We start from the raw sequence: 15,877 nt of genomic DNA on the forward strand, positions 1-15,877 counted from the left end.
CTCGCGGACATCCGGTCGGCCGTCGAGACAGGGGCACCGCCTGGAGACGTTGCGCCTGCGCGTGGGAACGGTCGACGGATGGTGGGCGGCGAAGCCGAACCGGGGGAGGGGAGGGTGTGTTTTCTCTGTAGCCACCACAATTGTGGTGGCTACAGAGAAAACACACCCTCCCCCCGGAGGCCCTTGAGGGTGGCCGGACACCATGGATCAGCGACATGCGACTGACGTTCCGCTGCGTTGCGGGCAGGGCCTGACGCGAGGTGATCACCGGCCCGCAGGTCAGGGTCGGGTCGACACACGAGGGGGAGCGGATGGACTGGAGCAGCCCGGTCTCGGCGGTCGTGCCCGGGCTCGAGGGGCCCGTCCTGCGTGCGCTCTGGAACCGTCAGGGCGAGCTCACGGGTGGGCAGGTGCATCGCGTCGCGCACTCCGGATCGTCGGAAGGGGTCCGTCGCGCTCTCGGGCGGCTCGAACGGCAAGGGATCGTCCAGCGGCGGACCATCGGGTCGACGAACTACTTCCGGGTCAACCGCGACCACCATGTGCTGGCCCGCGATCGAGGCGCTCTTCGACGCGCTGCACCCCTGGTGCGAGCTGCGCCGACGCCTCGACGAGCTGCTCCACGAGGTCGTGCGGGACGACGGCCGTCGACGGTCGATCGGCGTCGCTGTCGTCGGCTCAGCCGCTCGCGGCGACGGCACCGCGGCCGACGACCTGGACCTCCTCGTCGTCGTCCCCGACGACCTTCCGGCCTGGATCGCCCACGAGCTCACCGACCAGCTGGGCCGCGACGCGGGAGCCTGGACCGGCAACGACGTGGACGTCCACCTCCGCACGATCGCGTGGCTCGACGCCGAGCGCGAGCGCCCCGGCGCCCTCGAGCGGTGGGCGCACGACGCCGAACAGGTGCTCGGGCCACCCGTGCACGAGCACCTGCCCCTCGTCGTCCTCCCCGACTGACTGCTGGCGGGCAGGCGCATCTGCCCCGCGCCCCGCGGCCGCGCCCGCCGCCCTGCACTCGTCCATGCCGCGCCGCCCTGCACCCACAGCGCCCCGCGCGATGCCCGCCCACGCCGCGCCGCCCTGCACCCGACGGCGGGGGGCGCGCTCCGCCGTCGGGCAACGGATCTCAGCAGGTCAGGTTCTCGCCCGTCGTGGTGCCCAGGAGCTCGGCGTAGCGGCGGAACAGTGCGACCCGGTTCGCGACCTGGCGCGGGTTGCCGCCCTCGCACTCGAGCGGGCCGTTGATCGCGCGGATCGTCTCGCGGAAGCCGTGGTCCCCGACGATCGCCTCGTGGCACGTCATGGTGCCCTCCCCCGGCTGCGTGTTCCAGTACCAGAGCGCGGTCTTCCAGGCCACGGTCGCGTCGGTCTCGACCAGGTACGGGTCGTTCAGCAGGTCGATGCCCAGGGCGTCACCCGCGGCCTTGTAGTTGAAGTTCCACGAGAGCTGGATGGGCCCTTTGCCGTAGTACGCGTCCTGGCCCGCGGGGCACCCGTACGGCTGCGACGGGTCGCAATAGTGCGAGTACACGGCCGTGTTGAGCTCGCTCACGTGCAGCAGCCCCGTGCTCTCGTGGCTCACGTTCGCGAGGAACGCCGCAGCCTCGCGGGCCGCGACCACCGGCCCGCCCGACGTCGCGAACTCCGGGTACGCCGCGGTCGCCGCGACCAGGCCCTCGTACGTGTAGAACGGGTTGCGGTCCGGGAACATCTCCTCGAACTGCGCCTCCGTCACCACGAAGCACGTCGTGATGCCGCTCGTCGAACCTGTCTCAGCCATGAGCCACCCTCTCGTCACTGATCCCGGCCGGCCGCGGGGTCGCGGCTCGACGACGAGCCGCGACGGCCGGACGGCGTCTCCGCGGTCACCCTAGGGGACGGGTGCGGGCTCCTCGGCATCGGTGTGCAGGGCGCTCCGGGGGAGGTCATCACCGGGCGTCGCGCCGATCGTGCCGGCTGTGCCCACCGGCTCCACGTCACCGTCGACCGGGGTGCTGCCGGCCGGATCGGCAGCCGGCACCCCGCCCGGCTCGCCACCCGTCGCGCGGTAGACGAGGGCCGCGGCGAGCCCTGCCGACCAGCCGAGGACGAGGGGCCAGAAGAGGCTCGCCTGGACCGAGGACAACGCCAGGTTGAGCGTCGTCGAACGCAGCTCGCCCACCACGAAGGCCGTGACCGAACGCGACGCCGCAGCCACCGACGACGCCGCGATCGTGACGAACCAGACCGCGAGCACCAGGCTCCAGCGGCTCGCACGCGGCGGCAGACGCCGGGTCGCGAGCCACGTGCCCCCCGCGACGACGAGCCCCACGAGCACCGCCAGACCGATCTCGAGCGGCTCGACCACGGTCCGGCCGGCCGTGAAGCGCCAGGCCATCGCGCCCGAGGTGACCTCGCCCAGCAGGTCGACCGGACCGCGCGCGCTGCGGTGCCACACGAGCCACGACCCCGCGGCGCCGACGCTCGCCCAGACGAGCGCCCCCACGCCGCCCGCGACGAGCACCGTCGGGTACGCGCTGGCCCGCAACGGCTTGCGCGCGCGACGCGTGGCCGGGAGCGAGGCCGGGTCGCGGCGGCTCGTGAGGCCCAGTGTGCCGACCACGACGAGCCCGACGAGCCACCCCGCGGCCAGCCCCCACGAGCCGCCGTCGAACGACGCCGTGAGCAGGAGGAACGCCGGGTTCTCGGGGGAGGGGAACGTGACGTCGGCGACGACGTCGGCGACCGCGCCCGCGGCACCGCCCACGACGACCGCGAACCAGGAGCCGAGGAACACCGCCGGTGTTCCCGTGCGAGGGGGGAGGCGTCGCGTCGCGAGATACGTCAGCGCGACGACCACCGCTCCCGCGAGCAGGGCCGCGAGGATCGTCCGCCCCGTCACGGTCACGTCCACCCGGTCGCTCAGCACCGCGCTCCCGACCCACAGGACCGACGTGAGGAGCCCGGCGACGAGGACGGCAGGTTCTCGGCGAGACGTCATCGGCATCCCGCGAGGGTAGCGGACGCAGATGAGGCGCCCGCCCGGACCCCGGGAACGGTGCGGAGGCCCGTGCGCGGGCGCGCGCGGCCGGGTGCGCGGCTGCTCGTGCGGTTGCCGGTCGGGCCGCCCGCCCGGATCGTGGGAGGCATGCATCCTGAGCGCGGCACCTCCCGCTTCCCGGTCGACGTCCTCGTGCGGTCCCTGGCGATCGGCACCGCTGCGGGGAGCCGTGCCTCGCTGGGAGTCGCGCCGCCCCTGCTCACCTCCTCGGCGACGGGGCGGGGGGCCATCGTGGCCAAGGTGGTCGCGGGGCTCGGGATCGTCGGTGAGCTCCTGGGCGACAAGCTGCCGGGAGCGGGGTCGCGCCTCGAACCGCCCGGCCCCGCGACCCGCATGGCGTCCGGCGCGATCGGGGCCCTCGTGCTCGCCCGCCGGGCCGAGGTCGGCGTGCTCCTGCCCGTGCTGCTCGGCGCGGCGGGTGGTGCGGCCGGGACCTGGGGCGGGGCGGCGTGGCGGGCCGCGTGGGTCGGGAAGGGCCCGGACTGGCCTGCGGCCGTCGCAGAGGACGCCGTCGCGCTCTCGCTCGCGGCGTTCGCGGTCCAGCGCTGAGCCGTTCGACCCCCTGCTCGCCCGACGCCGGAGCGCACCTTCCGCAGGGAAGGTGCGCTCCGCCGTCGGGCACGGCTCCGCAGAAGGTGAGCCCCGCCGTCGGGTCGGCGGTCGCCCGGCGCTGACGCGTCGCGGGTGAGAGCGCACCGAGCCGGTTGACACTCTCCGAGGCCGCGTGCAAGAGTGCCTCTCAATCCGGAAACGTTTCCAGCAGGTTTCGCACCGTGAACTTGGAAACGTTTCCAGAACGAGAGCCCAGCACCACCTTCGACGGAGAGGGAAGAAACCGATGGCGTCACGTGCAACGTTGAACGAGGTCGCCGAGCGCGCCGGGGTGTCGCTCGCCTCGACCTCCCGAGCGCTGCACGGGTCCGGAGCCAGCAAGGCCATGGTCGAGCGGGTGCGCGCAGCCGCCGACGAGCTCGGGTACAGCCCCGACGCCGTCGGGCGCTCGCTGCGCATGCGGCGCACGTTCCAGATCGCCTTCGCGGTCGCCGACATCGGCAACCAGGTCTACGTCGAGATGATGTCGGCGATCCACGCGGTCGTCGCGCCCTACGGCTACCGCGTCGTCGTCACGACGACCGGCGACACCGCGCACTCGACCACCGACCTCGTGCGGAGCCTCGCGAGCGGCATGGTCGACGGGATCATCCTCAGCCCCCTGCGCATGAGCGAGGAGCTGGTCGAGGAGATCCGGCAGTCGGCGGTGCCCGTCGTGGTCATCGGACGCTCTCTCGGTGCCCGCGGCATCGACTCGGTCTCGACCGACTCGGCCGGCGGGATCGGCCAGGCCGTGACCCACCTGCTCGACATCGGCCGGCGCCGGATCGCCTTCCTCAACGGCCCCCTCGACACGACCCCCGGCGAGGCCCGCCAGCGAGGCTTCGACGCCGCGGTCGCCGCCCCGGGCTTCTCGGCCGAGCGCGTCGACGTCGAGATCGCGGAGGACTTCACGGTCGCGGCCGGCCTCGCGGCGGCGACCAGGCTCATCGAGCGCGGCGCGGGCGGAGGCGGCCTCGACGCGATCGTCGCGGCCAACGACCTGCTCGCGATCGGCGCCATGCACGCAGCCCGGCAGAGCGGCCTCGACGTCCCGACCGACCTCGCCGTGACCGGCATGGACGACACCGAGATCGGCCGCGTGTTCTACCCGAGCCTCACGAGCGTCTCCCTGGGCTCGGCCGAACGTGGTCGGCGCGCCGCGCAGATCATGCTCGGCCTGGTCGAGGGCACCGCCCAGGAGACCCGGCACGTGGACGTGGGGCCGACGCTCCTCGTCCGCGAGTCCACCCGCCCGACCGACGCACTCGACGGAGAGAAGTCATGACAGCGACCACCGTGGAGGCCGGCCCCCGGCCGTCCACCCCGACAACCCCGCCGCGGCGCAGCCCGCGCAGGACCGGAGGGATGGCGCGCGCGAAGCGGCGCGAGGCCATCGCCCTCGTCATCCCGTCGCTGCTCCCGATCCTCGTCCTGAGCGTCGCACCCCTCCTGGTCGGCGTGGGGCTCGCGTTCACCGACGCCCGCCTGGTCCGCAACCCCGAGTACACGTTCGTCGGGATGGACAACTTCGTCCGCCTGGCCGACAACTCGTTCTTCTGGGACTCGTTCCGGATCGGCATGATCTGGGCCGTCTCCGTGACGGTGCTCCAGCTCGTCGCGGCCATGGGGCTCGCGCTCCTGCTCAACTCCGACCTCAAGCTCCAGGGCCTGACCCGCGTCCTCGCGCTCATCCCGTGGGCCATGCCGCCCGTGGTCGTCGCGATCATGTGGCGGATGATCTACTCGCCCAACGCGGGGCCGCTCAACGCGTTCCTGGGGAGCATCGGGCTGCCGGACGACATCAACTGGCTCGCGGACTTCTCGACCGCGCTGCCCGCCGTGATCGTCGTGGGCATCTGGGTCGGCATGCCGCAGACGACCGTGACGCTGCTCGCGGGCCTCCAGCAGATCCCCGACGAGCTCCACGAGGCCGCGTCGATCGACGGCGCGAACGCCTGGCGCCGCTTCACCGCGGTCACGCTGCCCAGCCTGCGCCCGATCATCACGTCGATCACCTCGCTCAACTTCATCTGGAACTTCAACTCGTTCTCCCTGGTCTACGTGCTGACCGAGGGCGGACCGGGCGGCCGCACCATGCTGCCGATGCTCTACACGTACCTCGAGGCGTTCAAGAACAGGAACATCGGCTACGCGGCCGCCATGGGCGTGGTGCTCGTGGTCGTCGTCGTCCTCCTGCTCGCGATCTACCTGTGGTCCCAGTTCCGCCAAGACCGCGACAGCACGGGGAAGTGATCTGATGCGTCATCTCGTCCGGCCCGCCCAGTACGTGGCGCTGTGCTTCTACATCGTCTTCCTCGGCTTCCCGCTGCTGTGGCTCATCTCGGCGTCGCTCAAGTCGTCGGGAGAGCTCAACTCGCTCAGCGTGAGTCTCGTCCCGCAGGACATCGAGTGGGGCAACTACTCGGCCGCGCTCGAGCGTCAGGGGCTCGTGCGCTCGGCGTGGAACTCCACGGTCGTCGCGCTCGTCTCGACCGCGCTCGTGCTCCTCATCGCGCTGCCCGGCGCGTACGTCCTGGCCCGGCTCAAGGGCCTGGTCCGCGGCATGGGGGTCGGGTGGATCCTGGTCAGCCAGGTGTTCCCCGTCATCCTCATCATCCTGCCGCTGTTCCTCATCCTGCGGACCATCGGCCTGACCGACAGCCTGGTCGGCCTGACCCTGGTCCACACGACCTACACGCTGCCCTTCGCGCTGTGGATGCTCCAGGGCTACGTGAGCTCGATCCCGATCGAGCTCGAGGAAGCCGGCTCGATGGACGGGGCCAGCCGGCTCACGGTCCTGCGCACGATCGTCTTCCCGCTCCTCATGCCGGGCGTCGTCGCGACCGCGATGTTCAGCTTCGTCTCCTCGTGGAACGAGTTCTTCTTCGCGCTCGTGCTGCTCCAGTCGCCCGAGAACTACACCCTGCCGATCACGCTCAAGATGTTCATCGGCGGGGAGGGCAAGGTCGCGCTGGGCCCGCTCGCGGCAGGCGCCGTGCTCGCGGCGATCCCCAGCATCGTCTTCTTCTCCATCATGCAGAAAAGGCTCACCGGCGGACTCCTGTCCGGTGCCGTCAAGGGGTGAGCGCAGTGCGCGCAGCCCCTCGCGGAACCCACCTCACCCGCAGTACCCACCTCACCCGCACGACCCCCACGCCTCAGAAAGGCAGACACATGAAGACTCGTGGTGCGTCCATCGCCGCATGCCTCACGATCGGCACCCTGTTCCTCACCGCTTGCGGAAGCGGCGGGGACAGCGACGCCGGTGGAGACTCCGGTCCGGTCACGCTGAAGTTCCAGTCGCTGTCCGACCAGCCCGCGGCCATCGCCGCGACCGAGAGCATCGTCTCGGACTGGAACGAGGCCAACCCGGACGTCCAGGTCGAGATCGTCCCTGCGGGCTGGGACGGCATCTACGACAAGCTCATCACGCAGTTCAACGGTGGTGCCGCGCCGGACATCATCCACTACGAGGCCGCGAGCATCGTGCCCTTCGCGGCGGACGGCTACCTCGCCGACCTCACCGAGCACATGTCCGACGAGTTCCGCTCGGACGTCCCCGAGGGGATCCTCGACGCGGTCACGGTCGACGGCAAGATCATCGCGTACCCGACCGAGCTCCAGTCCTACATGGTGTTCGCGAACAAGACGCTGCTCGACGCCGCGGGCGTCACGATCCCCACGGGCGAGACCATGACGTGGGACGAGATGCGCGCCATCGCGCAGGCCACGACCAAGGACGGCACGTACGGCCTGGGCTGGGGGCTCAAGAGCCCCACCGCGGCCTACATGGCGCTCGCGCCGGGCTTCGGCGGCACCTTCTTCGAGGGCAGCGGGGCCGACGCGACGCTCAGGGTCGGCGAGGGCGAGATGGCGGTCCCCGAGCTCGTGGACGCCATGGCGTACCAGGACAAGTCGATCCTGCCCGTGACGCTGAGCCAGACGGGGTCCGAGACGCTCGCGACCTTCTACGCCGGTCAGGTCGCGATGACGATCCAGGGCTCGTTCCAGGCCGCGAACATCGCGACCGACGCGCCCGAGGGCTTCGACTGGATCGTGCTCCCGCCGCTCGAGGGCTCGGAGGGCGCCGAGCAGGCCGCCAACCCGCAGACCCTGTCCGTGAACATCGACTCCGAGCACGTCGAGGAGTCCGCGGAGTTCATCGAGTTCTTCACGCAGACCGAGAACCTGGCCGCCCTCAACGAGGCCGACGCGCTCATCCCCGCGACGACCTCCGCGCAGGAGGCCCTCGCGGCCAAGCTCGGCACCGAGAACGGCTGGGACGTGATCCTCTCCTCGGGGCAGCACCTCGTCTCCGCGCCGTACCTCTTCGTCGACGCGTACGCGCAGTGGAAGGACACCGTCGCGACGCCGGCCTACCAGCGCTTCCTGGCGCAGGAGATCGACGCCGACGGCGTGGCCACCGAGCTGACGACCGGCTGGGAAGAGATCACGAAGTAGTGCACGACCCGTGCGGACGGGCGGGAGCCCGCCCGTCCGCACGGACGACGACCACGGGTGGCCCCGCGTCACCCCGATCAACGAACGACGAACAGGGAGTGACCTGGTGAGCTGGCTGGACGAGAAGGCAGTGGCGGTGATCACCGGCGCAGCCGTCGGCGACGCGCTGGGCGGGGCGACGGAAGGTTGGACGCCGGAGCAGATCGAGGAGCGGCACGGCGGGCGGGTCACGGGCATCGTCGGGCCGTACTACCCCAACTGGCAGGACGCCCGCCCCATCGCGCCGTACCACAAGGGCGACGGGCACATCACGGACGACACCCTCATGACGCAGGCGCTCGTCGAGGTCTACGCCAAGCGCCGCGCGCACCTCGACGCGTACGCGATGGCCGAGGACCTGGTCCCGCTCATGATCGGCGAGCCGCGCTGGGTCCCCGAGCTCGAGTCGACGGTCCTGCTCCTCCAGCGCGTGTTCCTCGCCGAGAAGTGGATCGTCGCGCGCCTGCACTACGGGCACGTCGACCCCCGTGAGGCCGGCGTCGGGAACATCATCAACTGCGGCGCGGCTATGTACGTGGCCCCCGTCGGGTTGGCCAACGCGGGCGACCCGCGCGGCGCCTACGCCGAGGCGATCGACCTGACGGGCGCGCACCAGGCGAGCTACGGTCGCGAGGCCGCGGGCGTGTTCGCCGCGATGGTCGCGGCAGCGGTCGCTCCCGGCGCGACGCTCGACGACGTCGTCGCGGCGGCGCTCGACGTCGCGCACGACGGGACGCTCGCCGCGCTGCGTGCGGTCGTCGACGCGTTCGACGGCTGGACCACGGTCCCGACGACCGACGAGGAGGAGCGTGCCCTGGCGCGCAGGATCCGTGCGGTCGTCGCACCCTTCGACTCGGTGGGCCCCGAGTACCGGCAGATGTCGATGGACGCCCGCCGCCCCTCGCGCACCAAGGCGATCGAGGAGCTGCCCGCGGCCCTCGGGTTCGTCCTGGGGCATCGCGGTGACTTCCGCGGTGCCGTGCTCGGCGCGGTCAACTACGGGCGCGACGCGGACTCGATCGCGGTCATGGCCGGGGCGATCGCGGCCGGGCTCGGCGGCACCGAGGTCGTGCCGACCGAGTGGCTCGACGAGATCGAGCGCGCGAGCCGGACCGACGTCCGCGCGACCGGGCGCCTCATGGGCGAGGTCGCGTCCGACATCCTGCGTGCGGACCGCGAGACGGCGCAGGCCAGGCTCCGTGCCCTCGACGAGATCGAGGCCGCGACGGTGGGAGCGTCGGCGTGAGACTCACCTGGGCCCAGCCCGAGGACCTGCTCGCGCACGAGCTCGTCCAGTCGGCGACCGAGGGCAAGGACGTCGCGGGCGTCGTCGAGCGGTGGACCGCCGCGGGCGGCGAGGTGGTCCCGGCGGTGAGCGGAGCGGGCCCCGTGCCCGCGCCGCCGGCGCTGCGCGCCCTGGCGCGCGAGCTGCTCGACGAGCTCGACGCCCTGCCCGCGGCCCCGGCCCCGCACGAGCCGGACGGGTGGGAGCAGATCGTCGCGCTCCTCCCGGCGCCCCCGGTCCTCGCCACGGTGCCCGACGACGAGCTCGCCCGCCGCGTGCACGGCGCCTGGTCGGGGCGCGCCGCGGGATGCCTGCTCGGCAAGCCGGTCGAGAAGATCCCGCGCGCGGGCATCGAGGAGATCCTGCGGGCCACGGGCCGCTGGCCGCTCACGACCTGGTTCACGGCCGTCGGGCTGCCCGAGGACGTCGCGGCGCGGTGGCCGTGGAACCGGCGCAGCGCGCCGACGTCGCTCGAGGAGAACATCGACGGGATGCCCGAGGACGACGACCTCAACTACCCGATCCTCGCCCTCGCGCTGCTCGAGAAGCACGGTCCGGGGTTCACGACCGACGACGTCGCCCAGCTCTGGCTCGACAACCTGCCTGCGGGGCGCGTCTTCACCGCGGAGCGCGCGGCGTACCGCAACATCCTCGACGCCCGTCCGGTGCCCGAGACCGCGACCCACCAGAACCCGTTCCGGGAGTGGATCGGCGCGCTCATCCGCACCGACGTCCTGGGCTGGGTGGCCCCCGGCGACGTGCGGACCGCAGCGCGCCTCGCCTGGACCGACGCGCGCCTGAGCCACACGCGCAACGGCGTCTACGGCGCCATGTGGGCCGCGGCGCTCGCCTCCGCGTCGATGGTCTGCGCGACGGTCGACGAGGTGCTCGACGCCGCCCAGACCGTGCTGCCCCCGGACAGCCGGATCGCCCACGCGGTGCGGCTCGGCCGCGAGGCGGCAGCCCAGGACGGCGACGTGAGCGCCGGCCTCGACCGGATCCACGCCGCGTACGGCGACCTGCACTGGGTCCACGTGCTCAACAACGCGGCCGTGATCGCCTACGCGCTGGCGAAGGGCGCGGGGGACTTCGGTGCGAGCGTCTCGATCGCGGTGACCGCGGGCTGGGACACCGACTCGGCCGCCGCGACCGTGGGCGGGGTCGTCGGCGCGCTGCGCGGGACCGACGGGATCGGCCAGGCCTGGACCGGGCCGGTCGACGGTCGCATCGCGACCTCGCTCCCCGGCGGGGAGCAGCGCATCGACGACCTCGTCGCCCGCACGCTCGCCCTGCGACTCACGGCACCGGCGGTCGCCGAGCCCCTCGCGAGGGCCGACGCATGACCGGTTCCTCGCAGGCGGCCCGCCGGGGACGCGTCGTCGTCGTCGGCTCGGCCAACGTCGACCTCGTCGTCGACGTCCCGCGCCACCCCGGTGGCGGCGAGACGATCCTCGGCGGCGACCTGCGCCGCAGCCCCGGCGGCAAGGGCGCGAACCAGGCCGTCGCCGCGGCCCGTGCGGGAGGCGCCGACACGTCGTTCGTCGGGGCGCTCGGCCGGGACGAGTCGGGCGAGCTGCTGCTCGCCTCGCTCGACCGGGCGGGCGTGCGCACCGACCTCGTCGAGCGCGTCGAGGCCCCCACGGGGACCGCGCTCATCACGGTCTCGCCCGACGGCGAGAACGCGATCGTGGTCGCGCCGGGTGCCAACTCGCACGTGCGCATCGGGGCCGCGCAGGCCGACCGCCTCGCGGCGGCCGACGTGGTGCTCGCTCAGCTCGAGATCCCTCTCGACGTGGTGCTCGCGGCCGCTGCGGCCCGCCGTCCCGGCGCTGTGCTCGCGCTCAACGCGGCGCCGTCGCGCGACCTGCCCGACGAGATGTGGGCCGCGCTCGACCTGCTGGTCGTCAACGAGCACGAGGCCCTCGACCTGGCGGGCGGCCCGGCCGACCCGGCCGGGACCGCGAGCCCCGACCCCGTCGAGCGCCTCGCCGCGGTCCTCCTCGAACGCGTCCCTGCGGTCGTCGTGACGCTCGGCGGCGCGGGCTGCCTGGTCGCGCAGCGCGGCGCCGCGCCCGTCCGTGTCCCCGCCCCGCGGGTCGACGCGGTCGACACGACGGGCGCGGGCGACACCTTCTGCGGCGTGCTCGCCGCCGCCCTCGCGGGCGGGTCCACCCTCGTGGACGCCGCCCGGACGGCCTCGTTCGCAGGCGCCCTGGCCGTGACCCGGCCGGGCGCCCAGGACGCCGTCCCCACGGCCGACGAGGTCACCACCTTCGCGCACCCGGAGCAGCTGCCATGAGCTACACGTTCGACCCGCTCGTCCCCCGCCCCATCGACCTGCCGACGGTCGTCCCGCTCGACGGCGCCACCGGTGCCGGTGCCGTGCCCGGCTCCCCGCACGGTCTTGCCGCGCTCGACGAGGCGAAGATCTTCGCGGCCCCCGACGACCCCGCCGAGTGGGCCGCCTGGCGCGAGCGCCTCGAGGCGTGGCGCACGGACGCGCGCGAGCGCCACGGCTTCACGGGCGCGGTCTACGAGCGGCCGCGGGCCGCCTGGGCCGCGAGCTGCTTCACGATCGCGCAGGTCTGGCTGTGGGACGAGCTGCTCTACTCGTTCGAGGAGAACCGCTTCACGCCCGAGCGCTTCCTCGCCGACGCCCGCGAACGCTTCGCAGGCCTCGACGCCGTGGTGCTGTGGCACGCGTACCCGGTGATCGGGATCGACGACCGCAACCAGTGGGACTTCTACCGCGACGTGCCGGGCCTGACCGGCCCCGACGGCCTGGTCGCGACCCTGCACGCCGCGGGCCTGCACGTGTTCGTCGACTACAACCCCTGGGACACGGGCACGCGCCGGGGCGAGGACGACCTGACCGAGCTCGCCGCCGTGGTCGCGGACCTCCCGGCCGACGGCGTCTTCCTCGACACCCTGAAGAAGGCCGAGCCCGAGCTCGTCGAGCGGCTCGAGGCCGCCCGGCCCGGCATCGTCCTGGAGGGCGAGTCCAAGCTCGCGGTCGAGCGCATCGAGGACCACTCGTCGTCGTGGGCGCAGTTCTTCGCCGACTCGTCCGTGCCGGGCGTGCTGCGCGCGCACTGGTACGAGCGTCGACACATGCAGCACCACGTGCGCCGCTGGAACCGCGACCACACCGACGAGCTGCAGTCCGCCTGGATCAACGGCGTGGGCGTCATGGTCTGGGAGGTCGTGTTCGGGGTGTGGGTCGGGTGGAGCGAGCGAGACGCCGCGACCCTGCGCCGCATGGTCACTGTCCAGCGCGCCGCGAAGGACCTGCTGCTCGACGGCGAGTGGACCCCGCTCGCCGACCTCGGACCCGAGGCGCGCGAGGCCGGCGTGCACGCGTCGCTCTTCTCGCACGACGGCGTCTCGCTGTGGACCCTCGTCAACCGCGGCGAGCAGGACTGGACGGGCCCGGTCCTCACCGCCGCGCCGACCGGTCGCGTGGTCGACCTGACGGGCCTCGCGACGGCCGCCGACCCGACCGGTGGCCTCGTCAGCGTCGACGGCGCCACCACCCCTCCCGTGGTCACGGTCCCGGGGCGCGGCATCGCCGCGCTCCTGCACGTCGCCCCCGGCGCCGTCGAGCCCGACTGGCTCCCCGGCCTGGTCGAGGACATGCGCGAGCACGCGGCGAGCCCGGACGCCCGGTTCCCGCACCGGCTCGCGCGCCGCGTCGCTCCCGCGGCCGAGCCCGGGGCGGGCGCGACGCGCGCACCCGACGCGAGCGCCGTCGTCGTGCCTGCGGGGTCCTACGTCCTGACCGTGCGCTACCGCGCCCGGGAGACCGGGATGTACCAGGGTGCGCCCTACGTCGAGGAGTGGAAGCCGCTCTCGCCGCGCCTGCACGACCCGCGTACGCTCCAGCGCGACGGCGAGCTCGCCGCTCCCGTCGCGGTCGCGGCCACCGAGGTCACCAACGCCGAGTTCGCGGCGTTCGTCGACGCCACGGGCTACCGGCCCGCGACCCCGCACCGGTTCCTCGCGCACTGGGTGGACGGCCGACCGCCCGCGGGGCGCGAGGACGAGCCGGTGACGTTCGTCGACCTCGACGACGCGCGCGCCTACAGCGCGTGGCGCGGAGGCCGCCTCCCGAGCGAGGACGAGTGGCAGCTCGCGGGGGAGACGGGCGGCCTGCTGCGCGGGACCCCCGTCGTGTGGAACTGGACCGAGAGCGAGCACAGCGACGGCCGCACGCGCTACGCGATGCTCAAGGGCGGCTCCGACCACGAGTCGACCGGTTCCGAGTGGTACTTCGACGGTGGCGTCCAGCGCCCCGAGTTCAGCGCCAAGCTGCTCCTGCCGGGCCTGGGCCTCGCGCGCAGCTCGAGCATCGGCTTCCGCTGCGCGTGGACCACGGACGAGGTGACGGCATGACCGTCTCGCGCAACCCTGCGGACGGCGCGCTCGCGGGCCTCAAGGTCGTCGACGCCTCGACGCTCTTCGCGGGACCCATGGCGGCCATGCACCTGGGCGACATGGGAGCCGACGTGATCAAGGTCGAGCACCCCACCAAGCCCGACCCCTCGCGCGGGCACGGCGCCTCGAAGGACGGCGTCAACCTCTGGTGGAAGACGCTCGGGCGCAACAAGCGCGCCGTGACCGTGAACCTGTCGAGCGACGGCGGGCGCGAGGTCTTCCTGGCGCTCGCGGCCGAGGCCGACGTCGTGATCGAGAACTTCCGCCCCGGGACGCTCGAACGCTGGGGCCTGGGCTACGACGAGCTCTCGGCCCGCAACCCGCGCCTCGTGCTCGCGCGCATCAGCGGGTTCGGGCAGGTGGGGCCGTACCGCTCGCGTCCCGGGTTCGGCACGCTCGCCGAGGCCATGAGCGGCTTCGCGGCCATGACGGGCGAGCCCGACGGCCCGCCGACCCTGCCGCCGTTCGGACTCGCCGACGGTGTCGCGTCGCTCGCGACCGCGTTCGCGGTCATGGTCGCGCTCCAGAGCCGCGAGAACTCAGGGCGCGGCCAGGTCGTCGACACCGCGATCATCGAGCCCATCCTCGCGATGCTCGGCCCGCAGATCACACGGTGGGACCAGCTGGGGACCGTGCAGCCGCGCACGGGCAACCGCTCGGCCAACAACGCGCCGCGCAACACGTACCGGACGCGTGACGGCCAGTGGGTCGCGGTCTCGACGTCGGCGCAGTCGATCGCGGAGCGCGTCATGCGGCTCGTCGGGCACCCCGAGGTCATCGATGAGCCGTGGTTCGCGGTGGGGGCCGAGCGCGCCCAGCACGCCGACGAGCTCGACGCGGCCGTGGGCGGGTGGATCGCCGAGCGCACGCGCGACGAGGTCGTGGCCGCGTTCGAGGAGGCCCAGGCCGCGGTCGCGCCCATCTACGACGCGCAGGACATCGTGGGCGACCCGCAGTTCCAGGCCCTCGGCACGCTCCACGAGATCGAGGACCCCGAGCTCGGCCCGATGCTCATGCAGGGCCCGCTGTTCCGGCTCTCGGACCACGACGGCGTGATCGGGTTCACGGGCCGCCACCACGGGGCGGACACCGACGAGGTGCTGGGCGAGCTGGGCTTCGACGCGGCCCGGGTCGCTGCCCTGCGGGAGGCGGGGGCCGTATGAGCACCCCGCCGCTCACGCTGCTCTACGCCCCGGCCGACCGCCCCGACCGGGTCGCCAAGGCCCTCGCGACCTCCGCCGACGTCGTGATCGTCGACCTCGAGGACGCGGTCGCCCCCGCGGGCAAGGAGGCTGCGCGCCGCGAGGCCGTCGCCCTGCTCGCCGGGATCTCGCGCCGGGTCCAGGTCCGGGTCAACCAGCGCGGCACGCCCTGGCACGCCGACGACGTCGCGGCGGTCGCGCGGCTGCCTCTCGCCGTGGGGGCGCGCGTGCCCAAGGTCGAGTCGGCCGACGAGGTCCGCGGGCTCGCGGCCGCGCTGCCCGGGCGCGACCTGCACCTGCTGATCGAGTCGGCGCTCGGGGTCGAGCGCGCGTTCGAGATCGCGTCGGCGTCGCCCCAGGTCGCGTCGGTCGGCCTCGGCGAGGCCGACCTGCGCTCGGACCTGCGCGTGGACGACGACGGCGCGCTGGCCTGGGTGCGCAGCCGCCTCGTGGTCGCGGCGCGGGCCGCGGGCCTGCCGTCGCCGTCCATGTCGGCGTACACGCACGTCAAGGACGTCGACGGGCTCGTGGCCTCGTGCCGCGCGGGCCGCGCGCTCGGCTTCCTGGGACGCACCGCGATCCACCCCGTGCAGCTCGACCCCATCCGCGAGGCGTTCCTCCCGAGCGCCGAGGAGGTCGACCGTGCGCGCGAGGTGCTCGACCGCGTCGGGGCCGCGGCCGCGCGCGGGGTCGGAGCGATCGCGCTCGCCGACGGCACGTTCCTCGACGTCGCGATGGTCGAGCGCGCGCGCTCGGTCCTCGCGGTCGCGGGCGACCCCCAGCCCCATCGCTGAGTGCGGAGTTCTTGTGCGACACGCC

The 15,877-nt window shown here is 73.4% G+C and carries 14 protein-coding genes; 12 read left to right on the forward strand and 2 right to left on the reverse strand.

Annotated features, from left to right (window positions below; genetic code table 11):
• Positions 1 to 540 precede the first annotated feature (540 nt).
• Entirely contained in the window at positions 541 to 960 is a 420-nt protein-coding gene (locus tag OERS_RS13620; RefSeq protein ID WP_068626227.1) for a nucleotidyltransferase domain-containing protein, read from the forward strand.
• A gap of 169 nt (positions 961 to 1,129) precedes the next feature.
• Here OERS_RS13620 and OERS_RS13625 read toward each other — a convergent pair whose 3' ends face one another.
• Both OERS_RS13625 and OERS_RS13630 read right to left on the reverse strand, forming a co-directional pair.
• On the reverse strand, positions 1,130 to 1,783 hold the full coding sequence (locus OERS_RS13625; RefSeq protein ID WP_056653080.1) for a chitinase: 654 nt from the start codon (positions 1,781 to 1,783) through the stop codon (positions 1,130 to 1,132).
• A 90-nt stretch (positions 1,784 to 1,873) separates the two neighbouring features.
• Positions 1,874 to 2,989, reverse strand: a complete 1,116-nt coding sequence (locus OERS_RS13630) for a hypothetical protein (RefSeq protein ID WP_139107842.1) — start codon at positions 2,987 to 2,989, stop codon at positions 1,874 to 1,876.
• Positions 2,990 to 3,130: 141 nt separating this feature from the next.
• Here OERS_RS13630 and OERS_RS13635 point away from each other — a divergent pair, with 141 nt between their 5' ends.
• From OERS_RS13635 to OERS_RS13685, 11 genes are all read left to right on the forward strand, one after another.
• Positions 3,131 to 3,592 carry a hypothetical protein gene (locus tag OERS_RS13635; protein ID WP_068626299.1) on the forward strand — a complete coding sequence of 154 codons (462 nt, stop codon included), beginning with the start codon at positions 3,131 to 3,133 and terminating at the stop codon, positions 3,590 to 3,592.
• A 289-nt stretch (positions 3,593 to 3,881) separates the two neighbouring features.
• The gene (locus OERS_RS13640; protein ID WP_056653069.1) at positions 3,882 to 4,922 is read left to right on the forward strand and encodes a LacI family DNA-binding transcriptional regulator; all 1,041 of its coding nucleotides are present in this window, start codon (positions 3,882 to 3,884) and stop codon (positions 4,920 to 4,922) included.
• 80 nt (positions 4,923 to 5,002) lie between these two features.
• Positions 5,003 to 5,890, forward strand: a complete 888-nt coding sequence (locus OERS_RS13645) for a carbohydrate ABC transporter permease (protein WP_231907857.1) — start codon at positions 5,003 to 5,005, stop codon at positions 5,888 to 5,890.
• A gap of 4 nt (positions 5,891 to 5,894) precedes the next feature.
• Positions 5,895 to 6,722, forward strand: coding sequence for a carbohydrate ABC transporter permease (locus OERS_RS13650; protein ID WP_056653063.1), 828 nt, complete (start codon positions 5,895 to 5,897; stop codon positions 6,720 to 6,722).
• Between the two features lie 89 nt (positions 6,723 to 6,811).
• Complete coding sequence (locus tag OERS_RS13655; protein ID WP_068626231.1) at positions 6,812 to 8,098, forward strand: ABC transporter substrate-binding protein; 1,287 nt, start codon at positions 6,812 to 6,814, stop codon at positions 8,096 to 8,098.
• 106 nt (positions 8,099 to 8,204) lie between these two features.
• Entirely contained in the window at positions 8,205 to 9,383 is a 1,179-nt protein-coding gene (locus OERS_RS13660; RefSeq protein WP_056653595.1) for an ADP-ribosylglycohydrolase family protein, read from the forward strand.
• Positions 9,380 to 10,765 carry an ADP-ribosylglycohydrolase family protein gene (locus OERS_RS13665; protein ID WP_068626233.1) on the forward strand — a complete coding sequence of 462 codons (1,386 nt, stop codon included), beginning with the start codon at positions 9,380 to 9,382 and terminating at the stop codon, positions 10,763 to 10,765. The genes OERS_RS13660 and OERS_RS13665 overlap by 4 nt, the downstream gene beginning before the upstream one ends.
• On the forward strand, positions 10,762 to 11,721 hold the full coding sequence (locus OERS_RS13670; protein WP_068626235.1) for a ribokinase: 960 nt from the start codon (positions 10,762 to 10,764) through the stop codon (positions 11,719 to 11,721). Before OERS_RS13665 ends, OERS_RS13670 begins: the two co-directional genes overlap by 4 nt.
• The gene (locus tag OERS_RS13675; RefSeq protein WP_068626237.1) at positions 11,718 to 13,814 is read left to right on the forward strand and encodes an SUMF1/EgtB/PvdO family nonheme iron enzyme; all 2,097 of its coding nucleotides are present in this window, start codon (positions 11,718 to 11,720) and stop codon (positions 13,812 to 13,814) included. The genes OERS_RS13670 and OERS_RS13675 overlap by 4 nt, the downstream gene beginning before the upstream one ends.
• Positions 13,811 to 15,019, forward strand: a complete 1,209-nt coding sequence (locus OERS_RS13680; protein ID WP_068626239.1) for a CaiB/BaiF CoA transferase family protein — start codon at positions 13,811 to 13,813, stop codon at positions 15,017 to 15,019. The genes OERS_RS13675 and OERS_RS13680 overlap by 4 nt, the downstream gene beginning before the upstream one ends.
• Positions 15,016 to 15,852 (forward strand): HpcH/HpaI aldolase/citrate lyase family protein, encoded by an 837-nt coding sequence (locus OERS_RS13685; protein ID WP_068626241.1) that lies wholly within the window; start codon positions 15,016 to 15,018, stop codon positions 15,850 to 15,852. Before OERS_RS13680 ends, OERS_RS13685 begins: the two co-directional genes overlap by 4 nt.
• Positions 15,853 to 15,877 lie beyond the last annotated feature (25 nt).

The organism is Oerskovia enterophila, from assembly GCF_001692445.1.
Taxonomy (GTDB): domain Bacteria; phylum Actinomycetota; class Actinomycetes; order Actinomycetales; family Cellulomonadaceae; genus Oerskovia; species Oerskovia enterophila.

Bases quoted from the DNA above. Each gene is read 5' to 3' on its own strand.
- OERS_RS13670 (WP_068626235.1), top strand. From the start codon at position 10,762: ATGACCGGTTCCTCGCAGGCGGCCCGCCGGGGACGCGTCGTCGTCGTC.
- OERS_RS13635 (WP_068626299.1), top strand. From the start codon at position 3,131: ATGCATCCTGAGCGCGGCACCTCCCGCTTCCCGGTCGACGTCCTCGTG.
- OERS_RS13645 (WP_231907857.1), top strand. From the start codon at position 5,003: ATGGCGCGCGCGAAGCGGCGCGAGGCCATCGCCCTCGTCATCCCGTCG.
- OERS_RS13650 (WP_056653063.1), top strand. From the start codon at position 5,895: ATGCGTCATCTCGTCCGGCCCGCCCAGTACGTGGCGCTGTGCTTCTAC.
- OERS_RS13655 (WP_068626231.1), top strand. From the start codon at position 6,812: ATGAAGACTCGTGGTGCGTCCATCGCCGCATGCCTCACGATCGGCACC.
- OERS_RS13640 (WP_056653069.1), top strand. From the start codon at position 3,882: ATGGCGTCACGTGCAACGTTGAACGAGGTCGCCGAGCGCGCCGGGGTG.
- OERS_RS13680 (WP_068626239.1), top strand. From the start codon at position 13,811: ATGACCGTCTCGCGCAACCCTGCGGACGGCGCGCTCGCGGGCCTCAAG.
- OERS_RS13675 (WP_068626237.1), top strand. From the start codon at position 11,718: ATGAGCTACACGTTCGACCCGCTCGTCCCCCGCCCCATCGACCTGCCG.
- OERS_RS13625 (WP_056653080.1), bottom strand. From the start codon at position 1,783: ATGGCTGAGACAGGTTCGACGAGCGGCATCACGACGTGCTTCGTGGTG.
- OERS_RS13685 (WP_068626241.1), top strand. From the start codon at position 15,016: ATGAGCACCCCGCCGCTCACGCTGCTCTACGCCCCGGCCGACCGCCCC.
- OERS_RS13630 (WP_139107842.1), bottom strand. From the start codon at position 2,989: ATGCCGATGACGTCTCGCCGAGAACCTGCCGTCCTCGTCGCCGGGCTC.
- OERS_RS13620 (WP_068626227.1), top strand. From the start codon at position 541: ATGTGCTGGCCCGCGATCGAGGCGCTCTTCGACGCGCTGCACCCCTGG.